A 24348-nucleotide genomic window follows, 5' to 3' on the forward strand; every position below is an offset into this window, starting at 1 on the left:
GGACGTCGGGCGCGCCGCGTATTTCGGCTACACTGGCTGTCACTTTCCCTTTCAGACGCCTGATGATCGAAAAGAATCTGCCCGAGCTGGTCATGCTGAAGCGCCTCATCGACGAGGGCGGCAGCCACCTGGAAGTGGCCGCGCCCTGCAGCATCGCCATGGATGGGCGCGAGTTTCCCGTGTACACGATTGCCATGGGCAATCCCAGCCCCGACGTTCCCGTGCTGGGCTTTTTCGGCGGCATCCACGGCCTCGAACGCATCGGCACGCAAGTGCTGCTGTCCTTCCTGGAAAGCCTGATTGCGCGCCTGCGCTGGGACGCCACCCTGCACCAGCAGCTGGAAAGCATGCGCCTGGTGTTCATGCCGCTGGTCAATCCGGGCGGCATGTGGCAAGCCACGCGCTGCAATCCGCGCGGCGTGGACCTGATGCGCAACGCGCCGCTGAGCGCACGCGAAAAAGTGCCGTTCATGCTCGGTGGACAACGCTACAGCGCCCGCCTGCCCTGGTACCGCGGCGCGCCAGACGCGACGATGGAAGTGGAAAGCGCCGCCGTGTGCGACCTCGTCGAGCGCGAATTGCTGTCGCGCCAGTTCAGCATCGCCCTCGATTGCCATTCCGGCTTTGGCTTGCGCGACCGCATCTGGTTTCCCCATGCGCATACCAAGGTGCCAATCGAACACCTGGCCGAGATCGGCGCGCTGGAAGAACTGTTCAGCCAGAGCTACCCCAACCACAACTATGTGTTCGAGCCGCAAAGCCGGCAATACCGCACGCATGGCGACCTGTGGGACTATCTGTACCTGAACGGTACCAGCTACAGCGGACGCGTTTTCCTGCCGCTGACCCTGGAGATGGGCTCGTGGCTATGGGTCAAGAAAAACCCGCGCCAGCTGTTCAACCGGGTCAGCATCTTCAATCCCACGGCCGCGCACCGGCTGCAGCGCGTGCTGCGGCGGCATCTGGTGTGGTTCGATTTCCTCATGCGCGCCGCCAGCAGCCACGGCCGCTGGATGCCGGAAGGCTTGCTGCGCAAGGCGCAGCGCCGGCGCGCGCTGGCGCAATGGTACGAATCATGACGCCGCCCACCTGGATTTTATTGCGCGGCCTGATGCGCGAACAGCGCCACTGGGGCGAGTTTCCCGCCCGGCTGGCGCAATCGCTGCCCGGCGCGGCCATCGTCACGCCCGACTTGCCCGGCAATGGCAAGCGGCACGCCATGGACAGCCCCACGCGGGTGGCCGAGATGATGGAATTTTGCCGCCAGGATGTATCCGAACGGGGCATCGCGCCGCCCTACCGCCTGCTGGCCCTGTCGCTGGGCGGCATGGTGGCGGTCGAATGGGCGCAGCGCTATCCGCAGGAAGTCGCGTTATGCGTGCTGATCAACACCAGCATGCGGCCGTTCAATCCGTTTTACCGGCGCCTGCGCTGGCAAAACTATGGCGCGCTGCTGCGCCAACTGCTGCTGGGCGACAAAAGTAGCCAGGAAGCGCTGATATTGCGCCTGACCAGCAACAAAAATGCCCATGGCAATCCCGCGCTGCTGGCCGATTGGCTAAGCTACCAGCAGGAATACCCGGTCAGCCGCCGCAACGCGCTGCGCCAGCTGCTGTCGGCCGCCCGCTACCGCGCGCCTGACCGCCGCCCCGCCATGCCCGTGCTGATCCTGGCCGGCGCACTAGATCAATTAGTCGACCACCGCTGCTCGCAGCGCCTGGCGCGCGCCTGGCAAGCCGATTGCCTGATCCACCGCGACGCCGGCCATGACTTGCCGCTCGACGATGGCGATTGGGTGGCGGACACGCTGGTGCAATGGCTGGGAAAAATGGCCCCACAGCCAGGGAACATCGCGCCCGCTGCTGACAACAACTGAGCGTTGCGCCTTGTATGACTCATGCATCACGGCTTTTTTCACGCAGGCGCGCCTTCTGCTGGGGGATAGGCTCTCAGCCAAGGATGGCGGCCAGGTCATTTCTGACCTGGCCGTTTGCCGATCAGAATGCCTTGCTTACGAGCAGCCAGGCATGCGCCGACGACTGCCGGGACAACAGCGCAGGCACGGCGCCCACGCGGGTTGCCACGGAAGCACTCGCGCGCCACAGGTCGGGGCCGACCCAGCTCAGACCGACACCGGCGCCGGACAAGGTCGCACTGTTCACAGTCACGGCCCAGGGCTGGCGGTTGACCTTGACATAAGCATTGTCGATAAACACCTGTGCCTGCCATGATCCTGACAACAGCCGTCCCAACTCATGGCGTATTTCCACACTGGCGGCATAGCCGGTGTCGCCTGAAAGCGCACCGATGTCATAAGCACGGACAGTATACGGGCCGCCAATGGCCATCTTTTCGGCGGAATCCAGATTGCGGTCTGCCCATTGCCCGCTAAAACTGAGATACAGCGAGTCGCGCGGCGTCAGTCCCTGCAAGCGGGCGAGATTGACATTCCACTTCGAGAATGTACCGCTCGAACGCGCGGTCGCGGCATCCGATGCGGCGGCGGCGGCATCGTCAAAACTGGTACGTCCGCTAGTCCAACTCAGCGATCCTGTGCTCATGCCGCCTGCCAGCAGGCTGTCGCGATAATCAGCGTTGATACTGGCTATCCAGTTACTGAGCTGCCGGTCAGTACGGATGCCGGTGAGATCGACGCGATCATGCAGCGTCTTGGCTTCATATTGCAGTTGGGCATAGAGGTTATATTGCCTGGTACGAATCAATGGATGTCTTACCCACAGGCTGCCGACTGCCGCAGTGCCATTCGCATCAAGGGCGCGGGCATTGCTGCCGAGCTTGTAACGCAGTGCAGAATATGCGGTGCCGATCCGGGTCCCCTGACCGTTGAGCAACGTGTCATATGCCGCCCGGAGATAATTCATGCCTTCGCCGGTGGTGGTCATGTTGGCGCTCAGTATGTCACCGGCATGGAATGGATTGACAATATTGATATTGCCGTTCAGGCGCGTGCGGCCGATATAGCGGTTACCGTAGTTATCCAGCGACAAGTTAGCCAGCGTCGCCGGAATGTACCGCGTCTCGATATCGATGTCGGACGTACCGGTGGTCGCTCCCGGCTTGAGCACCGCATTCACGCCCACGCCTGGCACGTCCGACAGCAACAGCAAAGCATTGTTGAGTTCGTCATCGACAATTAACTTTCCTGTAGCGAGGGGCTTCAGAAAGGCCTGGAGTAAATCATCGCTCACCTCGCTTTGATTCTTGAGCCGGACGTTGTCATAGTGCGCCTCGACAACCTGGATAATAACGACGCCGTCGGTAATCGACTGCACCGGAATGATGGCCCGTGTAATTGGAAATCCGTGAGCCTGATAGTATGCGGTAATGCGCCCTGCGAGCTCTTCGAGTTGCGCCAGCGTCAGATTTTTACCTTCCTGATCGGCAATCAATGCATGCAGCGTTGCTGTAGCAAATGCAGTATTGCCTGTGATACGCAATTTGCTCACGTGGAACGGCTGCGAAGGCGGCATGCCGACGTCGATTTTCGGCTGCACTTCAAGGATCGGCGCCGTCGGTTGCGCCGCCTTGGGAATTGGTGGTTGCAATTGTTGCAGAATCGATCCGGCGTTGGGAGGCACTTGCTGACCAGCGGCTTGGGCCTCCAGCGACGCAAGCAACAACGCGGCGAACAAGGGTTTCATCAGGAAAGGCTGTTTGGATAGGGTATTCATATAGTCTTCACTCTTTGCTGCTGGTAGCAACGAGCGGCAATTGCATGCCGCCATTTTGAATTTTCAGGAGCGGCGCGGGCGTGCCAAATCCTGTCGCAGTATTGATCAACGGCAGGCCCATCGTTTCTTTCGAGCGCTCATTACTGTCGCTGTTGCTACTGCTGCCGGAGTCAGTCAGCTGCTGCACCACCAAGGTCGTGGACAGGCTCAATACTTGCGATTGCGCCAAGGCTTGCGGCGGCAGCAAGGACGACTGCATTTGCGTCACCGCGCTCTGAACTTGCTGCACCGGCGTGTCGGGCACAACGACAGGCCCTCCCGTGATACTGGCGATTGCCTGTGCTTGTCCGGTAACGATGTAATTGCCGATATCGGCACCACCATAAGTGCTGCTCAGATTGACCGTCTTGCCAACACCAGCGGCGGCGTCGGAAAACTGGCCAATCGACGCCAGTGTGATGTCATCCGAAGCAAACCTGCCTGCCAGCGTCGCATTGGCGGTGCTGACTGTGGCGGCAGTGCTACCGTCGAAAGCTTTATCGGCTGCAGTGATGCCACTGACCGTCAGCGCTGCACGGGCAATGCTCGCCGTCAGGGCGCTCGGTTGCGTCACCACATAGTTGCCGGCGTCCAGCCCGGCCAGGGTGTAGCCGCTCACGGTCACCGCCTTGTTGGTACCGGCGTTCTTGTCCGCAAAGCTGCCCACGCCCGCCCCCGTTACCGACACGCTGTCGCTACCCAGTGCCGCCACGGCGGCCGTGCCGCTCAGGGCCGCGCCGGTGGTGGCGTCATAGGTTTTATCGACGGCGGCAATGCCCGATACGGCCAGGCTGGCCTTGTTGATGGTCGCCGTCAGGCCGCCCGGTTGCTCGACCTCGTAGTTGCCGGCGTCCAGCCCGGACAGGGTGTAGCCGCTCACGGTCACCGCCTTGTTGGCGCCGGCGTTCTTGTCCGCAAAGCTGCCCACGCCCGCGCCCGTTACCGACACGCTGTCGCTGCCCAGTGCCGCCACGGCGGCCGTGCCGCTCAGGGCCGCGCCGGTGGTGGCGTCATAGGTTTTATCGACGGCGGCAATGCCCGATACGGCCAGGCTGGCCTTGTTGATGGTCGCCGTCAAGCCGCCCGGTTGCTCGACCTCGTAGTTGCCGGCATCCAGCCCGGCCAGGGTGTAGCCGCTCACGCTGACCGCCTTGTTCACGCCGGCGTTCTTGTCCGCAAAGCTGCCCACGCCCGCCCCCGTGACCGACACGCTGTCGCTGCCCAGGGCCGCCACGGCGGCATTGCCGCTCAGGGCCGCGCCGGTGGTGGCGTCATAAGTTTTATCGACGGCGGCGATGCCCGATACGGCCAGGCTGGCCTTGTTGATGGTCGCCGTCAGGCCGCTCGGTTGCGTCACCACATAGTTGCCGGCATCCAGCCCGGCCAGGGTGTAGCCGCTCACGGTCACCGCCTTGTTGGTACCGGCGTTCTTGTCCGCAAAGCTGCCCACGCCCGCCCCCGTTACCGACACGCTGTCGCTACCCAGTGCCGCCACGGCGGCCGTGCCGCTCAGGGCCGCGCCGGTGGTGGCGTCATAGGTTTTATCGACGGCGGCAATGCCCGATACGGCCAGGCTGGCCTTGTTGATGGTCGCCGTCAGGCCGCCCGGTTGCTCGACCTCGTAGTTGCCGGCGTCCAGCCCGGCCAGGGTGTAGCCGCTCACGGTCACCGCCTTGTTGGTACCGGCGTTCTTGTCCGCAAAGCTGCCCACGCCCGCGCCCGTGACCGACACGCTGTCGCTACCCAGTGCCGCCACGGCGGCCGTGCCGCTCAGGGCCGCGCCGGTGGTGGCGTCATAGGTTTTATCGACGGCGGCAATGCCCGATACGGCCAGGCTGGCCTTGTTGATGGTCGCCGTCAAGCCGCTCGGTTGCTCGACCTCGTAGTTGCCGGCGTCCAGCCCGGCCAGGGTGTAACCGCTCACGCTGACCGCCTTGTTGGCGCCGGCGTTCTTGTCCGCAAAGCTGCCCACGCCCGCCCCCGTGACCGACACGCTGTCGCTGCCCAGGGCGCTGACGGCGGCCGTGCCACTCAGGGCCGCGCCGGTGGTGGCGTCATAGGTTTTATCGACGGCGGCGATGCCCGATACGGCCAGGCTGGCCTTGTTGATGGTCGCCGTCAGGCCGCCCGGTTGCTCGACCTCGTAGTTGCCGGCGTCCAGCCCGGCCAGGGTGTAGCCGCTCACGGTCACCGCCTTGTTGGCACCGGCGTTCTTGTCCGCAAAGCTGCCCACGCCCGCGCCCGTTACCGACACACTGTCGCTGCCCAGGGCGGCCACAGCAGCCGTGCCGCTCAGGGCCGCACCGGTGGTGGCGTCATAGGTTTTATCGGCGGCGGCGATGCCCGATACGGCCAGGCGGGCTTTGTTGATGGTGGCAGTCAGGCCGCCCGGTTGCTCGACCACGTAGTTGCCGGCGTCCAGCCCGGCCAGGGTGTAGCCGCTCACGCTGACCGCCTTGTTGGCGCCGGCGTTCTTGTCCGCAAAGCTGCCCACGCCCGCCCCCGTGACCGACACGCTGTCGCTGCCCAGGGCCGCCACGACGGCCGTGCCGCTCAGGGCCGCGCCGGTGGTGGCGTCATAGGTTTTATCGACGGCGGCAATGCCCGATACGGCCAGGCTGGCCTTGTTGATGGTCGCCGTCAAGCCGCTCGGTTGCTCGACCACGTAGTTGCCGGCGTCAAGCCCGGCCAGGGTGTAGCCGCTCACGGTCACCGCCTTGTTGGCGCCGGCGTTCTTGTCCGCAAAGCTGCTCACGCCCGCCCCCGTTACCGACACGCTGTCGCTACCCAGTGCCGCCACGGCGGCCGTGCCACTCAGGGCCGCGCCGGTGGTGGCGTCATAGGTTTTATCGACGGCGGCGATGCCCGATACGGCCAGGCTGGCCTTGTTGATGGTCGCCGTCAGGCCGCTCGGTTGCTCGACCACGTAGTTGCCGGCGTCCAGCCCGGCCAGGGTGTAGCCGCTCACGCTGACCGCCTTGTTCACGCCGGCGTTCTTGTCCGCAAAGCTGCCGGCACCGATACCCGTTACCGACACGCTGTCGCTGCCCAGTGCCGCCACGACGGCGGTGCCGCTCAGGGCCGCGCCGGTGGTGGCGTCATAAGTTTTATCGACGGCGGCAATGCCCGATACGGCCAGGCTGGCCTTGTTGATGGTCGCCGTCAGGCCGCCCGGTTGCTCGACCACGTAGTTGCCGGCATCCAGCCCGGCCAGGGTGTAGCCGCTCACGCTGACCGCCTTGTTGGCACCGGCGTTCTTGTCCGCAAAGCTGCCCACGCCCGCGCCCGTTACCGACACACTGTCGCTGCCCAGTGCCGCCACGACGGCCGTGCCGCTCAGGGCCGCGCCGGTGGTGGCGTCATAGGTTTTATCGGCGGCGGCGATGCCCGATACCGCCAGGCTGGCCTTGTTGATGGTGGCCGTCAGGCCGCCCGGTTGCTCGACCACGTAGTTGCCGGCGTCCAGCCCGGCCAGGGTGTAGCCACTCACGGTCACCGCCTTGTTCACGCCGGCGTTCTTGTCCGCAAAGCTGCCGGCACCGATACCCGTTACCGACACACTGTCGCTGCCCAATGCCGCCACAGCAGCCGTGCCGCTCAGGGCCGCACCGGTGGTGGCGTCATAGGTTTTATCGGCGGCGGCGATGCCCGATACCGCCAGGCTGGCCTTGTTGATGGTGGCCGTCAGGCCGCCCGGTTGCTCGACCTCATAGTTGCCGGCGTCCAGCCCGGCCAGGGTGTAGCCGCTCACGGTCACCGCCTTGTTGGTACCGGCGTTCTTGTCCGCAAAGCTGCCCACGCCCGCGCCCGTTACCGACACGCTGTCGCTGCCCAGGGCCGCCACGACGGCGGTGCCGCTCAGGGCCGCGCCGGTGGTGGCGTCATAGGTTTTATCGGCGGCGGCGATGCCCGATACGGCCAGGCTGGCCTTGTTGATGGTCGCCGTCAAGCCGCTCGGTTGCGTCACCACGTAATTGCCGGCGTCGACGCCGGACAGCGTATAGCCGCTCACGGTCACCGCCTTGTTCACGCCGGCGTCCTTATTCGCAAAACTGCCCGTACCGCTGCCTGACAGCGACACCGAGTCACCGCCAACCAGGCCCGAGTACGCCACGTTGGTGGTGTTGAGCGTGGCCGTGGTAGTGGCGTCGTAAATTTTATCGAGCGCGCTGATGCCGGTCAGCGTCAGGCCCTTGGCGGTCACGGTGTAACTGCTGCCGGCCACGCCAATCGCGTTGTAGTTGCTGGCCAGGCCGCCATTGCTGCTGCCGCCCAGGTTCAGGCCCGTGGTGCTGGCAAGCGCCGCGCCGCTTTGCACATTCTTGCTGCTTAAATTCGAGGCGTCGCCGGCGCCCGTGACGCTGAAGGTCTGTCCGGCCACGCCGGTCGCCGTCAGCGTGCCGCCCGCCACCGACGTGGCGCCATCGTAGGTTTTACTGCCGGACACGATGACATCAGCCTTGTTGATGGTGGCGCTCACGCCGGCCGGCTGCACCAGGTTGTAGTTGCCGGCGTCAAGCCCGCCCAGCGTATAGCCGGTGACGGTAACGGCCTTGCCAACGTCGGCATTGGCGTCGGCAAAGCTGCCGGCACCGGTGCCCGCCACCGACACACTGTCGCTGCCCAGGGCCGCCACGACGGCCGTGCCGCTCAGGGCCGCGCCGGTGGTGGCGTCATAGGTTTTATCGGCGGCGGCGATGCCCGATACGGCCAGGCTGGCCTTGTTGATGGTCGCCGTCAAGCCGCTCGGTTGCGTCACCACGTAATTGCCGGCGTCGACGCCGGACAGCGTATAGCCGCTCACGGTCACCGCCTTGTTCACGCCGGCGTCCTTATTCGCAAAACTGCCCGTACCGCTGCCTGACAGCGACACCGAGTCACCGCCAACCAGGCCCGAGTACGCCACGTTGGTGGTGTTGAGCGTGGCCGTGGTAGTGGCGTCGTAAATTTTATCGAGCGCGCTGATGCCGGTCAGCGTCAGGCCCTTGGCGGTCACGGTGTAACTGCTGCCGGCCACGCCAATCGCGTTGTAGTTGCTGGCCAGGCCGCCATTGCTGCTGCCGCCCAGGTTCAGGCCCGTGGTGCTGGCAAGCGCCGCACCGCTTTGCACGTTCTTGCTGCTTAAATTCGAGGCGTCACCGGCCCCGGTGACGCTGAAGGTCTGTCCGGCCACGCCGGTCGCCGTCAAGGTGCTGCCCGCCACCGACGTGGCGCCGTCGTAGGTTTTGCCGCCGGACACGATAACATCCGCCTTGTGGATGGTGGCGCTCACGCCGGCCGGCTGCACCAGGTTGTAGTTGCCGGCGTCAAGCCCGCCCAGCGTATAGCCGGTGACGGTAACGGCCTTGCCAACGTCGGCATTGGCGTCGGCAAAGCTGCCGGCACCGGTGCCCGCCACCGACACGCTGTCGCTACCCAGCGCGCTCACCGCAGCCGTGCCGCTCAGGGTCGCACCGGTGGTGGCGTCATAAGTTTTATTGGCGGCCGCAATGCCCGATACGGCCAGGCTGGCCTTGCTGACGCTGGCCGTCAGGCCGGTCGGCTGGGTGACCACGTAATTGTCGGCGTCGGCGCCCGACAGCGTATAGCCGCTCACCATCACGGTCTTGTTGACACCGACATTCTTCGTCACAAAATTGCCCGTGCCGCTGCCTGCCAGCGACACCGAGTCACCGCCGACCAGGCCCGAGTATCCGACGTTGGCGGTATTGAGCGCAGCCGTGGTAGTGGCGTCGTAAATTTTATCGAGCGCGCTGATGCCGGTCAGCGTGATGCCTTTGGCGGTCACGGTGTAACTGCTGCCGGCCACGCCAATCGCATTGTAGTTGCTGGCCAGGCCGCCGTTGCTGCTGCTGCCCAGGCTCAAGCCCGTGGCGCTGGCAAGCGCCACGCCGCTTTGTACATTCTTGCTGATCAAGTTCGATGCGTTACCGGCGCCCGTAACAGTGAACTGCTGTCCGGCCACACCGGTCGCCGTCAGCGTGCTGCCCGCCACCGACGTGGCGCCATCGTAGGTTTTGGTGCCCGCCAAGGTCAGATCAGCCTTGTTGATGGTGGCGCTCACGCCGGCCGGCTGCACCAGGTTGTAGTTACCGGCGTCAGCGCCAGTGAGCGTATAGCCCGTCACGCTGACCGCCTTGTTGCTGTCGGCATTGGCATCGGCAAAGCTGCCGGCACCGGTACCGGCCACCGACACAATGTCGCTGCCCAGTGCGCTCACGGCGGCCGTGCCACTCAGGGTGGCGCCGGTGGTGGCGTCATAAGTTTTATCGACGGCGGCGATGCCCGATACGGCCAGGCTGGCTTTGTTGATGGTCGCCGTCAGGCCGGTCGGCTGGGTGACCACGTAATTGCCGGCGTCGGCGCCCGACAGCGTATAGCCGCTCACCGTCACGGTCTTGTTGACACCCACATTCTTCGTCACAAAACTGCCGGTGCCGATGCCTGCCAGCGACACCGAGTCACCGCCGACCAGGCCCGAGTACGCCACACCCGCAGTGTTGAGCGCGGCCGTGGTGGTGGCGTCGTAAATTTTATCGAGCGCGCTGACGCCAGTCAGCGTGATGCCTTTGGCAGTGACCATATAGCTGCTGCCAGCGGTGCTGAGCGCATTGTAGTTGCCGGCCAGGCCGCCGTTGCTGCTGCTGCCCAGGTTCAGGCCCGTGGTGCTGGCGAGCGCCGCACCAATTTGCACGTTCTTGCTGCTTAAATTCGAGGCGTCACCGGCCCCGGTGACGCTGAAGGTCTGGCCGGCCACGCCGGTCGCCGACAAGGTGCTGCCAGCCACCGTGGTGGCGCCATCGTAGGTTTTGCTGCCCGCCAAGGTCAGATCAGCCTTGTTGATGGTGGCGGTCAGCCCGCTCGGCTGGGTGACCACGTAGTTGCCAGCATCGATACCGCTCAGCGTATAGCCGGTGACGGTAACTGCCTTGCCAACGTCGGCATTGGCATCGGCAAAGGTGGCGCTACCGGTACCAAGCGTGACGCTGTCGCCGTTGACGATACCGGCGGCGACACTGGCGCTGCCAGAGAGGGTGGCCGAAGTGGTGCCATCATAGGTTTTGCTGTTGGCCGTCAGGCCGGTGAGGTTGATGGTTTTGGCCGTGATCGTGGCGGTCTTGCTGTCGAGACCGCTGATGAAGTAGTTGTCGCTGTTGTAGCTGATGACGGTGGTGCCATCGCTGGTGATGGTGGTGGCAGCACCGGTGCCGGTCGCGGTCACGCCGGTGATGGTGACGGTTTTGTTAGCGCCTACATTCTTGTCGGCAAAGGTGGCCAGCGCACTGGCGGTATTGAGCGCCAAATCGCCCGGCAGTGCCACCGCGGGAATCAACCCTGACACGGACGCCGTAGTGGAACCATCGTAAATCTTTGAGGCGGCCGAGCCGCCCACATTGATGGCCATATAGGCCGTCAGTTGATTGCGGTCAGTGGCCATATAATCGCCATACGGCGTCGGAGTGTTATAGCTGTCCGGATTGTAATAGATGGAGATGGTGCTTGTACTATCAGCCAATAAAAGGGCATTCGGGTGAGTCGAGGAAGTACCTTCAAAATTGACCGTGCCTGTCCCTGTGGCGGTATTGTCTGCCCTCAGCACGACATTGCCGGAGCCTTGAACGTAGACGCCACCATCAATCTTCTCGCCGGTGGGGCTGGCTGAATATTTCACATTCTGCGTTATTTTGAAATCAATGTTACGGTAAGCACTCAGCGTGAGCGTGTTGTTACCGGCCTCCCAATTCACGCCGGCATTGCCGTTGTCATAGTCAACCGCGAAGCCTATGTAATCGAGCACGATGATATCGCCATTGCCGGACGCTCCCGTACACGTCGGCATGCCCGTGCAACTGGCCGAAGATCCGGTGGTCTTGATGGTCACGTTGCCATGATTGAGCGCAGCCGTCAAAACCCGCGTGTCGACATTGATGGGGTAAAAAACGCTGTTTAACCCGCTGTTAAAGGCACTGCCATTGCCTATCGTAATATCATCGGGATCCAGCAGCCAGTCGCCTGCCACGCCATGGGGCGCCGCCGTATTGACAGCCGCGCTGGCATTGATGCCCAAGTTCTTGCCGGAAGTTTCCACCTGGCCGCCGTTGCCGGCAGCGCTGCCCCCGCGTGCCGTGATGCTGCCATTGAACTGCGTGGCTCCATCCGACCAGACCGCAACACTTCCGCCGTTACCAGCGGTCATGGCATCGGCCTTGATCGCCGCGCCCGCCTGAACCGTGGTGGTGTGCGCATTCTGCTCGGGGCCGGTGCCGAGGAAATTGCCGCCGATCAGCGCCGTACCGCCGCCGGCGTTGCCTGAAACATCGGTCAGACTGCCTGCCGCCAGTGTGACGGCGCCGCCGAGCACTTTCACGGCGCCGCCCGTTTCGCCGTGTCCAAGGCCGGATGCATCGAGCGTGCCGCTATTGCCAGCGGCGCCAGCGCTGCCGGCCTCCAGCACAATCACCCCGTTGACATTCTGCACGCTGCGCGCCTGAACAATACCTGTGTTGTTGACGACACTGGCCAGAACGGTATCCCTGGCGCCGGCCGACAGCCATACCGCGCCGCCGTCTGCATTGATCAGACCGCCATTTTCAGCCAGATTGTTCAGCGTGCTCTGGTTCACTTGCAGCTGAACCAGGCTATCGCCGGAGAATGACAGCGTGACGTCACTGCCGGCGCCCAGCGCCACCGTACCGGCCTGGATGGCGCCCTGGTTGGCGACCGTATTGCCGACGAAGGCGACGTAACCGCCCTTGGCGCTATTGATCGTACCCTGGTTGATGATGCTGCCGGTGCCGCTGCCCGTGAATCGGCGCGTGGCGCCGCCCAGGCCGGCGTCGCCCGTGTCGAGCGTCGACGCCACCAGGCCGCCGACGTTGATTTGCGATCCGGCGCCAAACAACACGCCATTCGGATTGATCAGATAAACCTGGCCGTTGGCGTTGAGTGCGCCGTAGAATTGGGTGGCGCTATTGCCGCCGATGCGGTTGACGGCAATGGCGCTGGCCGACGGCTGGACAAAATTGACTGTCTCGCCGCTGCTGGTATTGAAAGACTGCCAGTTCAGTGACAGGTTCTGGCTCGCTTGCGTCACCGTGGTGGTGGAGCCGTTCTGGTTGATGGTGCCGTTGCCGGCGGTAACCTGGCCGCCGGTCGGCCCCGCCATGGCCGAGTGTGAGGCCGCCAGCAACACGCTGGCGATGAGGCGGCGATTGGCCGACTTTCCCTTGCCCCTGGCGCGTTCGTGGACGGCCACCCAGGTTTGGTGGACATGACTCCAGACGAGTCGATAGATTCTGTTCATGGAAGCATGCATGGTGATTTTCCCTGGTGATAGGCGAACTGCATCAGCAACGGCGGCGCCTGTGTTTGATTTTATTTAACAGTAAATTTATCCAAATGCTCGGCCACCCGGCGATCGAGCTCGGGTTTCCACTGCGGTGGCATCACTTGCTGCAGCAGTTGTTCAATACCTTCGATTTCAGCGATGTCCGCCTGCTTGCTGGTGCTGGCTTTGGCCGCGCGGCTCCACATGTAAATCTTTGCCAGGCTGTCCGGCGTCAGCGCGCCGGTGGCAGGGTCCGGCGCGCTGTTGCCATACAAGATGGCCACCGGCAAATAAGCGGGCGCATACCCGTCGGAGGCCGCGTGCTCGAGCCAGAACAAGGCCAGGGCCAGGTTGGCGGCGCCGCCCTCGCCCTGTCCCAGCATCACGCCGAGGCGATATTGCGCCACAGGAATGCGGTATTCGGCAGCCTGTTGATACCAGTAGCGCGCAGCCGCCAGATCTTGCGGCACATCCTGATCGTCTTTGTAATAGTCGGCAAGGCGCAACATGGCTGGCGCCGAGCCGGCCTGCGCCGCTTGCGCACACAGGGCCAGGCCGCGCGCGACATCCTTGTCGACGACCTGGCCACGGATATACAGTTCCCCGGCGGAGCAGTTCGCATACGCGATGCCTGATTGCGCCGCCTTCTGATACCACGCCACAGCAGCCTTGCCATCGGCGGCACGCCCAGTGCCGCTTGCCAGGCAATCGCCGAAAAACTGTTGCGCCGCCGGGGTCTTGCCTTGCGCCGCCTTGCCGAACCAGGCACAGGCGGCGACAGCATCGCGTGGGCGTCCCCAGCCCTCGCGTTCAATCAGTCCCAGGTTAAATTGCGCCAAAGGATTGCCGGCGGCGACGCGCGCATACTCCTTGTACGCCAGCCCAAAATCGTGCGCTGCCAGGGCCTTGTCAGCGCGCTTTAACTCGGCAGAAAGGTCGCGCGGAGCGGCGCCCGCGTTCAGCGTGACCGCAAACAGCGCGGCAGTGATCATTGCATCAACATTACGCACAGCAGCATCCCGGCTAAAGTCGTTATTGGTGGCCTGCTCAGCCACTGGAGCATCTCCAGTGACGGACGCAGGCGCTGTCCCGGCAGGCAATGAGGCGCTGCTGGTGCGCCTCATTGCCGACCAGCACAGCATCAGCATTACTTAGTCTTAGTCGCGGCTCGGATACAAGCCATTTTGCGCCGCGATGTAATACGTCAATGCGATATACGGCGGCCTGATATCAATCAGCGCACCCGTCCCGACGACATTGGTGTTGCCGCTGACGGTCGCAGTGCCGCCCACGGCTCCTGCCATGACTGCGCCGCCTGGCACGCTAGCCGTTGCGGTACTGGAAGGGACCGTTACCGACACATTGCCGCCGCTGATGGCGCCGGCATTGAGCGCGGCATCGGGCGTCCCGCTGGAATAAACGTTAACGAGAGGGCTGGTGCTCTTGCCGAGATAGTTACCCGATGGCGAAGTGGCACCGCCCGAACCACCGACCACGTTCAGTTTCAGGTCCGACACCGTGCCGGTGGCGACGCTGCTGGCGATATTGACCGTGGTGCTCAGCGTAGGCAATACCGTGGAAACGGTCACCGCACTCAGGGCAACCGGAAGCGCGGTCACGGTGAACAAATGCGGCGGCAATTGGGCTGTCGACAGGCTGATGGCATTATTCCCGCCCGTAGCGCCTGCGTTGTAATTGACGCCGTCGGCAGCGATCACGAACTTGCCGCGCAGGTCGGGCAGCTTGAAAGTCGCCGCACTGGCGCCGGCACCATAAGTGTTACCAATCAGGGAGTACAGCGCCGTATATTGATTAATCGGCAGCTCCTGCCCGGCAGCGAGCACAAACTGGCCATTAAAAGAACCGAACGTGAACGGCACGGCCATGACGCAAATACTCGCCAGCACCGGCGTATCGGAGCAGGCGAAACTGGCGGGGCTCCAGGCCGCCGCAAGCACACCAGCGAACAGCGCGACGCTAGAAACACGATTCCTGACGAATGATTTCAACTTGCTCTCCTTGATATGATGTATGGCGCTGGCGATTATTATTTATTTAATAATTATTTACCCGCGATCTATTTGAGAAATCAGTAAATTAACTGCTGCCAATAATAATTTAGAATCCACGGTCATGCATATATATATTTTGCTACTCGTTACATTAAAACATCATTTTCGAGAAGTATGCCTGCAGGAACTTGAAGAATCGCTGCGTATCGGAGCATTATCATGTACTCAATTCATCATCACGCCGGTCGACAACCTGGACCGATAAACACAGCTGGTGACACGCAAGTCCCGGTGCTGGCCCGCTCGCGTCATTTACCTCTATTCTGTTGAAACCCACGAAAACGCGTGAATGTACTTACGGCTTCATTTATAACAACTCGCTGGAACGTGCCCACATGCGCAGGAATGGAACCCTCATTACAACTGGTACCGGCCGCATCAGGGCATTACTGGCAAGGCCCCGATGTCACGACGCAGATCCAGTCCGAATAAGCTCTTGTTTATTGGGGATTACTTATCTGCACCAGCAAATGCTGGAACGCGGGCACGTCGAATCCCGCCCGCCATACCAGCAAGGTGTCGGCTTGCCCAACCGACAGTGTTTTCAGGGTGGCAGGCGCGTCCGACAGCGCCAGCACACTGGCCGGCAACAAGGTCGCGCAGGCGCCGGCCGCCACGCAGGCGATCATGGTGTGATACGAAGTCATTTCCTGCACGCGCCACTGCGTGCTGCCGGCCACGCCCAGCATCTCTTCGGCGATGCTGCGGTAGGTGCAGCCCTGCGGAAACGCCGCCAGCGAGCGCGTGCGCACGTCCACGGCGCGGCGCACCGGCCCTTCGCTGGCCGGCAGCAGCAAACATAATTCCTCGCGCCACACGGATGCCGATGCCAGGCCAAGTTCCTCCAGCGCGGCGGCGCCGCCAAAGGCTGGCGGCAAGGCCACGAAGGCGCAGTCGAGTAAACCCGTGCGCACTTGCTCGATCAGGGGGCGCGATGGCCCCGTGCTCAGCGCCAGCAGAGTCGCCGGATACCGGGCGTGATATGCAGCCAGCAGCGCCGGCAAGCGGCTGGCCGCCGTGCTTTCCATGCTGCCGACGCGCAAAGTGCCCCCTTCGCGCCCGCCCGTGACGACATGCCTGGCCTCTTCCGCCAGTGCCAGCAGGCGCTGCGCGTACTCGAGAAAGCGCTCGCCCGCCGCCGTCAGTGCCATGCGTTTATTCGTGCGCACGAACAGTTGCGCGCCCATATCGGCTTCCAGCTGCTGGATGCGCGTGGTGACGCTGGACGGCGCGCGGCCCAGCCGGGCTGCGGCCTGGGTGACGCTCAACTCACTGGCCACGGCACAAAAAATCGTCAATGACTCCATCTCCATCATGTTCTTTCTTTTAGAATGATTATGCTATTATATTCTCATAACAAGAATTGAATGCAGCATCCTCAACTTGATGAAGGAAACATCATGACCACGTCCCAGCACTTCCTCGACCGCCTCGGCTTGCAATTGCCCATCATCCAGGCGCCGATGGCGGGCGTCTCCACGCCACGCCTGGCCGCCGCCGTCTCGAACGCGGGCGGCCTGGGGTCTCTGGGCATTGGCGCCGGCAGCGTGGCGCAGGCGCGCCAGATGATCATGGATACGCGTGCGCTGACGGACAAGCCCTTCAATATCAATGTGTTTTGCCATGCGCCGGCGGTCAGGGATGCGCGGCGCGAAGCGGCCTGGCTGGCGCATCTGGCGCCCCTGTTTGCGCAGCTGGGCGCACCCGTGCCAACGCAGCTCGATGAGATATATCAAAGTTTTCTCGGTGATGAAGCGGCATTCGCCCTGTTGCTGGAGCAGCGCCCCGCCGTCGTCAGCTTTCATTTCGGCTTGCCTGCGACGGAGAAAATCGCCGCCCTGCGCCAGGCCGGCATCTATACCATGGCCACAGCCACCAATCTGCGCGAAGCGATCCTGATCGAACAGGCGGGGGTCGACGCCATCGTGGCGCAAGGCGTGGAAGCGGGTGGGCATCGCGGCGTCTTCGATCCGCAAGCGCCGGACGAGCGCCACAGCACCAGCGTGCTGCTGCGCCTGCTGGCGGGCCGCATCACGCTACCCCTGATCGCCGCCGGCGGCATCATGGATGGACAAGGTATCCGCGCCGCGCTGGACCTGGGCGCCGTGGCCGCCCAGCTGGGCACGGCGTTCGTGCTGTGCCCGGAATCGTCGGCCAATGCCAGCTACCGCACCAACCTGAAAAACGAACGGGCGGCAGCCACCCACTTGACCAGCGTCCTCTCCGGCCGCCTGGCGCGCGGCATGGTAAACCGTCTGATCGAGCATGGCGAAGCGCCGGGCAGCCCGCCACCGGCCGCCTACCCCGTCGCCTACGATGCCGCAAAACAATTGAACGCGGCAGCTAGCCAGCACGGCGACAGCGAATTTGCCGCGCAATGGGCCGGCCAGGGCGCCCCGCTGGCGCGGGAAATGGGGGCGGAGGAACTGGTGTTGACCTTGGCCAGGGAAATGGCGCACTGATTTGAGCATGCCGGCCAGAGAGAGATCTGGCTCGACGCTGCGGCCGCAATGTACTCAGGTGGCTGCCTTCAATTGCATGCCGGGCGCATCTTCCGGTCGTGAGGAAAATCCCAGTTTTTTGTAGAATAGCGACTTGCCTTTGGCGCTGAAAAGCTGAACATCTGCAATGCCAGCGTCGCGACAATCATCAAGAATGGAACTGAGCAAAGCCGCTCCGATTCCCTGATGCTGAAATTCGGGGTGAACAATCATCTCGGTGACAAACGCGTGCAAGCGGCCATCGGAAATGACACGCACAAAACCAACAAGTTGGCCGCCAAAATAAGCGGATCGCGAACACCAGGAGCCGTCAAGTGCATCTTGATAGAACGCGGTCCCGCGTGATACCGGCCCCCAGCCAGTCGTGTCGTACAGTGCCTTGAACGCCTCGGCGCATGGCTGATCGGATGTGTAGCTGATATTCATAGGACAGATTGCATGATGCGGTTTCGCTGGAAGTTGACTCGATTTAAACCAGTGGCGCTGTGACGTGCGTGTCGACCGAGAATATCGGCCCCCGCCATTGTTCATTGTCCAGAACGGCTAACTGATGTCTGCCCGGCCAGGCTGTATTGATGAGTGTTTCCCAAAATTTCCGCGTAGCAGGATTTTCTTCAATGACACAAACCTCCCATTTGGCCGGGAACATCGTCATGAAAAAATCATGCTGATACAGTTCCATCAGGTTTCTGACTATCTGGCGTTCCGTGAACTCGGCGCGTCGAATTTCAATCTTCATGTATTCAGGTTCGCATTCTGGCTATATCACACTGCAATATTGCCGTTCCAGGTTGAAAAGGATAAATTGGTGAATTGTTGGTCTTTCCAACTGTGTTGCATTGTCATTTCCTGGGTATCATTCCCATCGTACCCAGCCACGTTTCAAGCAACGTGGGCCACTGCGTGATTGGAAACTTGGTAGGACGGAGTCCAAACGCGTGCCCTCCCTCGGCGAACAAATGCATCTCCACGGGTACATTTGCATTCTTCAGGGCCGCATAATAAAGAAGAGAAAACTCTACCGGGTCTACCGGATCGTCTTGCGCATGCAGCAGGAAGGTCGGAGGTGTTTGACTGCTAACTTCAATGCTTGGGTTCAACTTTGAAAGGTCATGTTTATAGTTGACCGACATATGGCCAGGATAAACAGACACTGCAAAATCGGGACGACAGCTTTCCTCGTCTGCCTTGTCAACAGGCGCATAGTTCCGTTGATGATGCGTACTGATTGACGCGACCAGGTGACCGCCGGCAGAAAACCCGAGCACGCCAATCTTCTTCGGGTCAATTTTCCAGTCAACGGCATGATGGCGAACGAGGCCCAACGTTCTCTGTGCATCTTGCAACGCCGTATGCGTCTTGGGAATGACACGGATATTACGGATTTTATCCCAGTGGGGACCTGATCCGGGGACACGATATTTCAACAGCACGCACGTAACACCAATCGATGTCAGCCAGTCACAAACTTCCGTTCCTTCCAGGTCGATGGCCAGTGCCGAATAGCCTCCGCCGGGAAAAACGATAACGGCAGCGCCCGTGTTCCTTCCCTTTGGCGAGTAAATTGTCATCGTCGGCCGCGTGACGTTTTCCAGTTCCAGCCAGGGCCGTCCTGCGATGAGCCGATCTTCCCGCAACGTCACCTCGTCTTCCGGTCCAGCGGCTGCTTTCGCGTCAGGTATCGCTCCAGGCCAGATCGGCAATTGCTGCTGTCCGCTGGCAGGCTGCCATGCAGCAGCGTGCACATTCGTATAAGCAAGCACCGCAATAATACTGAGAAGATATTTCACAGAATTTCATTCCAGACATGGTGAGCCGACAAAATTTGATGCCGAAATCCGAGTCAGCCATTCTATCTGACTGACTGCTTCTGGCCTATTGTGTTGAAAAACGCGGGTACGTTGAAGTTTAGATAGAAAACCTGTCAGCCTCGACTGGCCAGAACCGCCGCTATTGAACGATCACAGACCGATTGGAGGTCCGAGCCATCCCGAAATTGTTGCCGCTCGACATTTTTAACACAATAGCCCCAAAGCGGACGTTCACCAGTCTCCAATCGACCGATTGCCCGCCAGCGTGCAGATGATACGGTTCGAATCCCTGCGGCCCGTTTAGGGGCCTACAGGTACTTTCCCCACAGCTCATTCGAAAAGTTGCCATGCGGGTCGACGCGCTGCTTCAAGGCGCGCAGCTCATCGGCCTCCGGATAGGCCTGGGCGAACTGCTCTTTCGTCGCGTGAAGCTGGTACGGAAGGTAATACCGCCCCCCGAACTTGAGCGCAGTGTCAATCAGCTCACGCGTCCACTCACCCACGCGGCGCTGCGCACCTTCAAAGGTTCGCTGCTTGTAGTACACCACGAACGAAAACACTTCTTCTTTGGCCCATGGTAGCAACGTCACGGGGTCGGCATCGGAGTGCCGAACCGATACGTTGAGCACCTCCGCAGCGTGTTTGTCGATGACCACTGCCATCGCGCGCGCGAAAGCGACAAAATGTCGCACCGGAATGAAGTACTCCTGCAGCACGTAAGTTGACATCGCGCGGGTCCTCGATTCCAGCTCCGCGACGTCCCGGCTGGCTTCGTGATTGCGCCAAACTACCGCTGGCTTCGCCAAGAGGAGCGGGTGAAGGACTTTGCGGCGCAGCAGATCACCCAACGGGAACTCGGTCATGACAAAGATGACGTTCTGATTCAGTGCATATGACTGGCCGCGCGCGACCAGTCTTGCTGGCTCTGTCAGATTTTTGGTGGTTGTACGCCACGACACGGCCACCGGCGCGTCGAAGGCCGGCGGCAACAGGTCGGCATTGTGGAGGATGCAGTTTTGGCTGCCCTTGACCGAGCGCTCAAAGAATTGAGGGTAGGATTCGAGCGCTACCGTCTCCACGATCCGCTCCATCCTGGTATTTTCAGCCAGGTCGAGTTCGACTTCGGTGATGACGCCCACTGCACCATATCCACCGATGGCAGCACGAAACAGGTCGTAGTTCAGCGTACGGGACGCCTCCGTGATAGCGCCGTCCGCAAGGACGATTTGTAGTGCCCGCACCGAATTGCCCACCGGGCCGTTGCCCACATACCGCCCGTGGCCATTCACCGACACGGTTCCCCCTGCCGTGAAATTGGCATAGCTTTGCATCGTTTTTACAGCAAGGTTGAGCTTGTCGAGAATCTCCTGGAGATCACGCCAGCGCATGCCTGCCTGTATCCGCACGACCCTTGCAGCCGGGTCAAGACTGACCAACTTATTCATGCCACGCATGTCCAGATGCAAGCCGCCCCGGACCGCAACCTGCCCACCCATGCTGTAGCGGCCGCCCCCGACGGCCACTTTGCCGGGCCAGTCCCGCACCTCCCTTGACACTTCCGCAGTCGATGTGGGCGCGGCGACGCGGGCAACCTTGACGGTGTACAGGCCGGTCACGTTTGGTATCGGAATATCGGCAGCCGCAGCTACTCGCGGGCCAAGTGTCAACAAGCCTACGCCAGCGAGGGCATGAGCAATGAATTTACGGCGTGGGTATGGCATGCGGCATAATCCAACTTTAATAGTGATTCAGTAATTCTCAAAAGCAATCACTACATCTTATCTTGCTTTACTGAAGTCCAGGTCCGCTCTTGGCCGCTTGCCGTCGTTGATTTCCTGTGTGGCGCGCACGAAATCCATCATCCAGTTCGTTTCCCATGTTCTTCCTTGATCCTTGGAAAAAGCCTGATCCCAACGGGGATTTTCCCCAGGGGTGGCAGTCCAGGTAAAGCGTACTTTTATTGCTTGGCCATCGAGTAGGTCATCTGCAAAAAATACGCCGATGTGATTGGAAAATTTTCCAACAACAGGGACATCGAGCGTCGTCGGATTGCGTGCATCGAGCCACCAGATCGACCAGGTGTCGGATTTCGTACAGAACGAGCGCAGTGCAAGGGCGCGGAAGCTACCTTCCGGGAAGTAGAGAACGTTGTCCTCCAGGTTTCCAAAGCCACCCAGCGTCTTGACGGTCGAAGAGAGCCCGTCAAACTCCGTCCATTCCTTGCAATTGGTGAATCTGGAATTGAGCCGGCGATGTTTCACCAGCCAATCGCCGATGATAAAATCAAAATCTCGGGGGGCGTTTTTCTCGGCGGGCAAGTGCATTGATGGTTTCCTGGATTTGATTTAACGCGTTGCTCGGCCTGACTCTGCATTGCCGACATGGGCCAGCGCGGCCGTAGAGAATAGCAAATTGCCGGCAAGAAAAATACATAAAATGTCCGCTACTGGCCGCCTGCCGCCAACATCTGCAATCGCCCCGTTACGGCAACCTGTGCCGCAAAGTCGGCTCGATATTGCGCGCATGCAGCCAGCGCACGATGTCTTCCAGCGTGGCGTCCTGCAGCAGCAAGCCCGGCGCAGTGGCGGACGTTGCCACTGGCAATGCGGCGACGACGGGAGCGGGCACGGCGACAGCCAGCCCCGCATGTCCCTGCAATTTCGCCAGCGCCTGCGCGAACTGGGCCGGGTTGATGCTGCGCAAACTTTCCAGGAAACCCAGCTGGGCGGCTGGCGGCGGCGGCATGTCCAGGCCCGGTTCGTCGACGAAGGCGGCGCCCATGCTGGGGTGGATGAAGGCGGCCCACTTGCCCGACGGCTGCAAACATGGCGGCAGCGCCACCTGCTCCACATAGTCTGGCGGCGCGGTGGCGAGGATGTCGGTCGAGACAGGTAAAAAGGTCGAGCGCAGCAGCTGCACGAACTGGCGCGCCTGGGCGACGGGCACGGGCGTGGCCAGCGACAGCCACAGCTGGAATGCCGTACCCGAGATGCTGACGGCGGGCGCCGGCAAGTCCAGCTCATGCTGCACGGCATTGGCGATCGTGCACAGCGCGCTCCAGTGCGCTTCGCCGCCGCCCTTGCCGCCAAACTCCAGCACCAGCGCACGCGTCAGGCCGCTACTGGTCACGAGTTGTACGGCCACCGTCTGCTCGCCCGACAGATGGCGCGCCAGCACGGCCGGCATCAAAGGCTGCGCGCCGCCCTGCGCATCGACGTAGTGCTGCTGTTCCTCGAACAGGTACAGGCGGGTGAGTTCGGAAATCAGTTTATGCATGGGCGGCCTCGTAATGACGTTGAGCAAGACTTGTCAACGTGCCCAGATTATAGCCTCCCTGCCCCAAGCGCACCCTCCCGCCTGGCACCAAACACCAGCCAGCTGGCCACGGCGAACAGGCAGGCGGCTACGCCGCCGTACAGCATCACGGCACCGAATCCCTGTGCCAGCGCCAGCTTCGCCACGCCGGCCGGCAGCGCGCCGGCGCCCTTGCCTGCTGACAAGCCTTCCGCCATGGCGCGCAGCGCCGCCGCATCAATCCCGGCAGGCACATGCTGGCGCAAGGTGGACTGGATGGCTTCGACGAGGATAAAGCCCATCAGCGCGATATTGATGGACAGGCTGATCATGCGCGCGCTGATGTCGATGCTGGACGCCATGCCGGCCCGCTCGCCGGGCACGGCGGCCGTCGTCGTGTTGGTGACGGGCGTGTTGGTCAGCCCCAGGCCCGTGCCCGCCAGCAGGCAGCCGGGCAAGATCGTCAGCCAGCTGGCGGCGTCCGCATGGCTGCCCCGCAGCATCAGCAAAAAACCTGCGCCGATGGCCAGCAAGCCGGCGGGAATGACCGCATCGGCCCGGTAGCGCAGCGCCAGCCGCTCGGCCAGCGGCGGCATGAGCAAGGTGGGCAAGGTGTAGGCCAGCAGGGTCAGGCCCGTGCCCAGGCTGCTGTAGCCGAGGCCATGCTGCACGTACAGGGGCAGATAAATCATGAGCGGCCAGAAACTGCAGTTCATGCCCGCCGAACCGAGCAGCGCACCCGAGAAACGGCGGATGCGAAATACACTGAAATCGATCATCGGTTCAGGCTGGCGCCGTTCGATGACGGCAAACGCGGCAAAACCGGCCAGCGCCACGGCCAGGCTGGCCACGGTGCGCGGGTCGGCGAGACCCATCGCCGGCCCCTGCGTGATGCACCACGCCAGGCTGAACACGGCCAGCGACAAGGTGGCGATGCCGGCCACGTCCAGCTTGCGCCGCTGCGGATCGCGCGATTCCGTCACGCCCAGGCCCGCCAGCAGCAGGGTAACGACGGCCAGCGGCCCGTGCACAAGGAATACCCATTGCCAGCTGGATAGTGCGACGATGGCCGCGCCAATAATGGGGCCGAAGCCCAGGCCCAGGCCAAACACGATGCCCCAGGCGCCAAATGCCCGGCCCCGCGCGGCGCCGGACGGGAATTGCTGCGACAACACGGCCACCTGGCAAATCAGCATGGCGCCGCCGGCCGCACCCTGCAGCGCGCGCGCGGCGATCAGCACGCCAGTGCTGCCGGCCCAGCCGCACACGAGCGAACTGAGGCCGAACAGCGCCAGGCTGGCGAGCAGCAGGCGCTTGCGGCCGTAGCGGTCGGCCAGGGTGCCCGTGGCCATCAGCACGGTGGTGCACGCCAGGGTGTAGGCGTTCATGATCCATTGCAAGTCCTTGAAGTCGCCATGCAGCTCCGTTTCCAGGGTGGGCAGGATGACGGGCACGCTGGAAATTTCCAGGCCGAACATGAGCGAAGCCAGGCACACGGCGGCCAGAGTCAGTACATTTTGTTGCGAAGTAGTCAGGTGCATCGAAGCCTTGATGTCGGTAGTCATGGAGCGCGCGTGGAGACGGCGCACTGTGAGCCGCCATTCTAGAAAA

The 24348-nt window shown here is 62.3% G+C and carries 15 protein-coding genes; 3 read left to right on the forward strand and 12 right to left on the reverse strand.

Going from position 1 to position 24348, the window contains the following annotated elements:
* The first annotated feature begins 62 nt into the window (after nucleotides 1–62).
* Both CLU93_RS26540 and CLU93_RS26545 read left to right on the forward strand, forming a co-directional pair.
* Entirely contained in the window at nucleotides 63–1079 is a 1017-nt protein-coding gene (locus CLU93_RS26540) for a M14 family zinc carboxypeptidase (RefSeq protein WP_099764060.1), read from the forward strand.
* Entirely contained in the window at nucleotides 1076–1876 is an 801-nt protein-coding gene (locus CLU93_RS26545; RefSeq protein WP_099764061.1) for an alpha/beta fold hydrolase, read from the forward strand. The genes CLU93_RS26540 and CLU93_RS26545 overlap by 4 nt, the downstream gene beginning before the upstream one ends.
* Before the next feature lie 121 nt (nucleotides 1877–1997).
* Here CLU93_RS26545 and CLU93_RS26550 read toward each other — a convergent pair whose 3' ends face one another.
* From CLU93_RS26550 to CLU93_RS26570, 5 genes are all read right to left on the reverse strand, one after another.
* Nucleotides 1998–3692 (reverse strand): ShlB/FhaC/HecB family hemolysin secretion/activation protein, encoded by a 1695-nt coding sequence (locus CLU93_RS26550; protein ID WP_099764062.1) that lies wholly within the window; start codon nucleotides 3690–3692, stop codon nucleotides 1998–2000.
* Between the two features lie 7 nt (nucleotides 3693–3699).
* Nucleotides 3700–13035 carry a YDG domain-containing protein gene (locus CLU93_RS26555; RefSeq protein WP_180287958.1) on the reverse strand — a complete coding sequence of 3112 codons (9336 nt, stop codon included), beginning with the start codon at nucleotides 13033–13035 and terminating at the stop codon, nucleotides 3700–3702.
* A gap of 71 nt (nucleotides 13036–13106) precedes the next feature.
* The gene (locus tag CLU93_RS26560) at nucleotides 13107–14051 is read right to left on the reverse strand and encodes a tetratricopeptide repeat protein (RefSeq protein ID WP_099764064.1); all 945 of its coding nucleotides are present in this window, start codon (nucleotides 14049–14051) and stop codon (nucleotides 13107–13109) included.
* 165 nt (nucleotides 14052–14216) lie between these two features.
* A complete protein-coding gene (locus tag CLU93_RS26565) occupies nucleotides 14217–15068 on the reverse strand; it encodes a phage tail protein (RefSeq protein ID WP_257225107.1) in 852 nt (283 codons plus the stop codon).
* 503 nt (nucleotides 15069–15571) lie between these two features.
* Nucleotides 15572–16444: a LysR family transcriptional regulator gene (locus CLU93_RS26570; RefSeq protein WP_099764616.1), complete on the reverse strand. Its 873-nt coding sequence runs from the start codon at nucleotides 16442–16444 to the stop codon at nucleotides 15572–15574.
* Between the two features lie 87 nt (nucleotides 16445–16531).
* On the opposite strand from CLU93_RS26570, the gene CLU93_RS26575 reads away from it, so the two are divergent.
* Complete coding sequence (locus tag CLU93_RS26575) at nucleotides 16532–17593, forward strand: NAD(P)H-dependent flavin oxidoreductase (protein WP_099764066.1); 1062 nt, start codon at nucleotides 16532–16534, stop codon at nucleotides 17591–17593.
* Between the two features lie 54 nt (nucleotides 17594–17647).
* Here the strand turns inward: CLU93_RS26575 and CLU93_RS26580 are convergent, their stop codons facing one another.
* From CLU93_RS26580 to CLU93_RS26610, 7 genes are all read right to left on the reverse strand, one after another.
* Nucleotides 17648–18058: a GNAT family N-acetyltransferase gene (locus tag CLU93_RS26580; RefSeq protein WP_099764067.1), complete on the reverse strand. Its 411-nt coding sequence runs from the start codon at nucleotides 18056–18058 to the stop codon at nucleotides 17648–17650.
* A gap of 43 nt (nucleotides 18059–18101) precedes the next feature.
* Complete coding sequence (locus tag CLU93_RS26585; protein WP_099764068.1) at nucleotides 18102–18371, reverse strand: hypothetical protein; 270 nt, start codon at nucleotides 18369–18371, stop codon at nucleotides 18102–18104.
* A gap of 103 nt (nucleotides 18372–18474) precedes the next feature.
* On the reverse strand, nucleotides 18475–19422 hold the full coding sequence (locus CLU93_RS26590; protein ID WP_099764069.1) for an alpha/beta hydrolase: 948 nt from the start codon (nucleotides 19420–19422) through the stop codon (nucleotides 18475–18477).
* A 329-nt stretch (nucleotides 19423–19751) separates the two neighbouring features.
* Nucleotides 19752–21164, reverse strand: coding sequence for an FAD-binding oxidoreductase (locus tag CLU93_RS26595; RefSeq protein WP_099764070.1), 1413 nt, complete (start codon nucleotides 21162–21164; stop codon nucleotides 19752–19754).
* A gap of 57 nt (nucleotides 21165–21221) precedes the next feature.
* Nucleotides 21222–21767 (reverse strand): DUF1579 domain-containing protein, encoded by a 546-nt coding sequence (locus CLU93_RS26600; RefSeq protein ID WP_218968365.1) that lies wholly within the window; start codon nucleotides 21765–21767, stop codon nucleotides 21222–21224.
* A gap of 157 nt (nucleotides 21768–21924) precedes the next feature.
* Nucleotides 21925–22719, reverse strand: a complete 795-nt coding sequence (locus CLU93_RS26605; RefSeq protein WP_099764071.1) for a TOTE conflict system archaeo-eukaryotic primase domain-containing protein — start codon at nucleotides 22717–22719, stop codon at nucleotides 21925–21927.
* A 47-nt stretch (nucleotides 22720–22766) separates the two neighbouring features.
* Nucleotides 22767–24302: an MFS transporter gene (locus CLU93_RS26610; RefSeq protein ID WP_257225108.1), complete on the reverse strand. Its 1536-nt coding sequence runs from the start codon at nucleotides 24300–24302 to the stop codon at nucleotides 22767–22769.
* Nucleotides 24303–24348 lie beyond the last annotated feature (46 nt).

Source organism: Janthinobacterium sp. 35 (assembly GCF_002754575.1).
Classification (GTDB): Bacteria; Pseudomonadota; Gammaproteobacteria; order Burkholderiales; family Burkholderiaceae_D; genus Janthinobacterium; species Janthinobacterium tructae.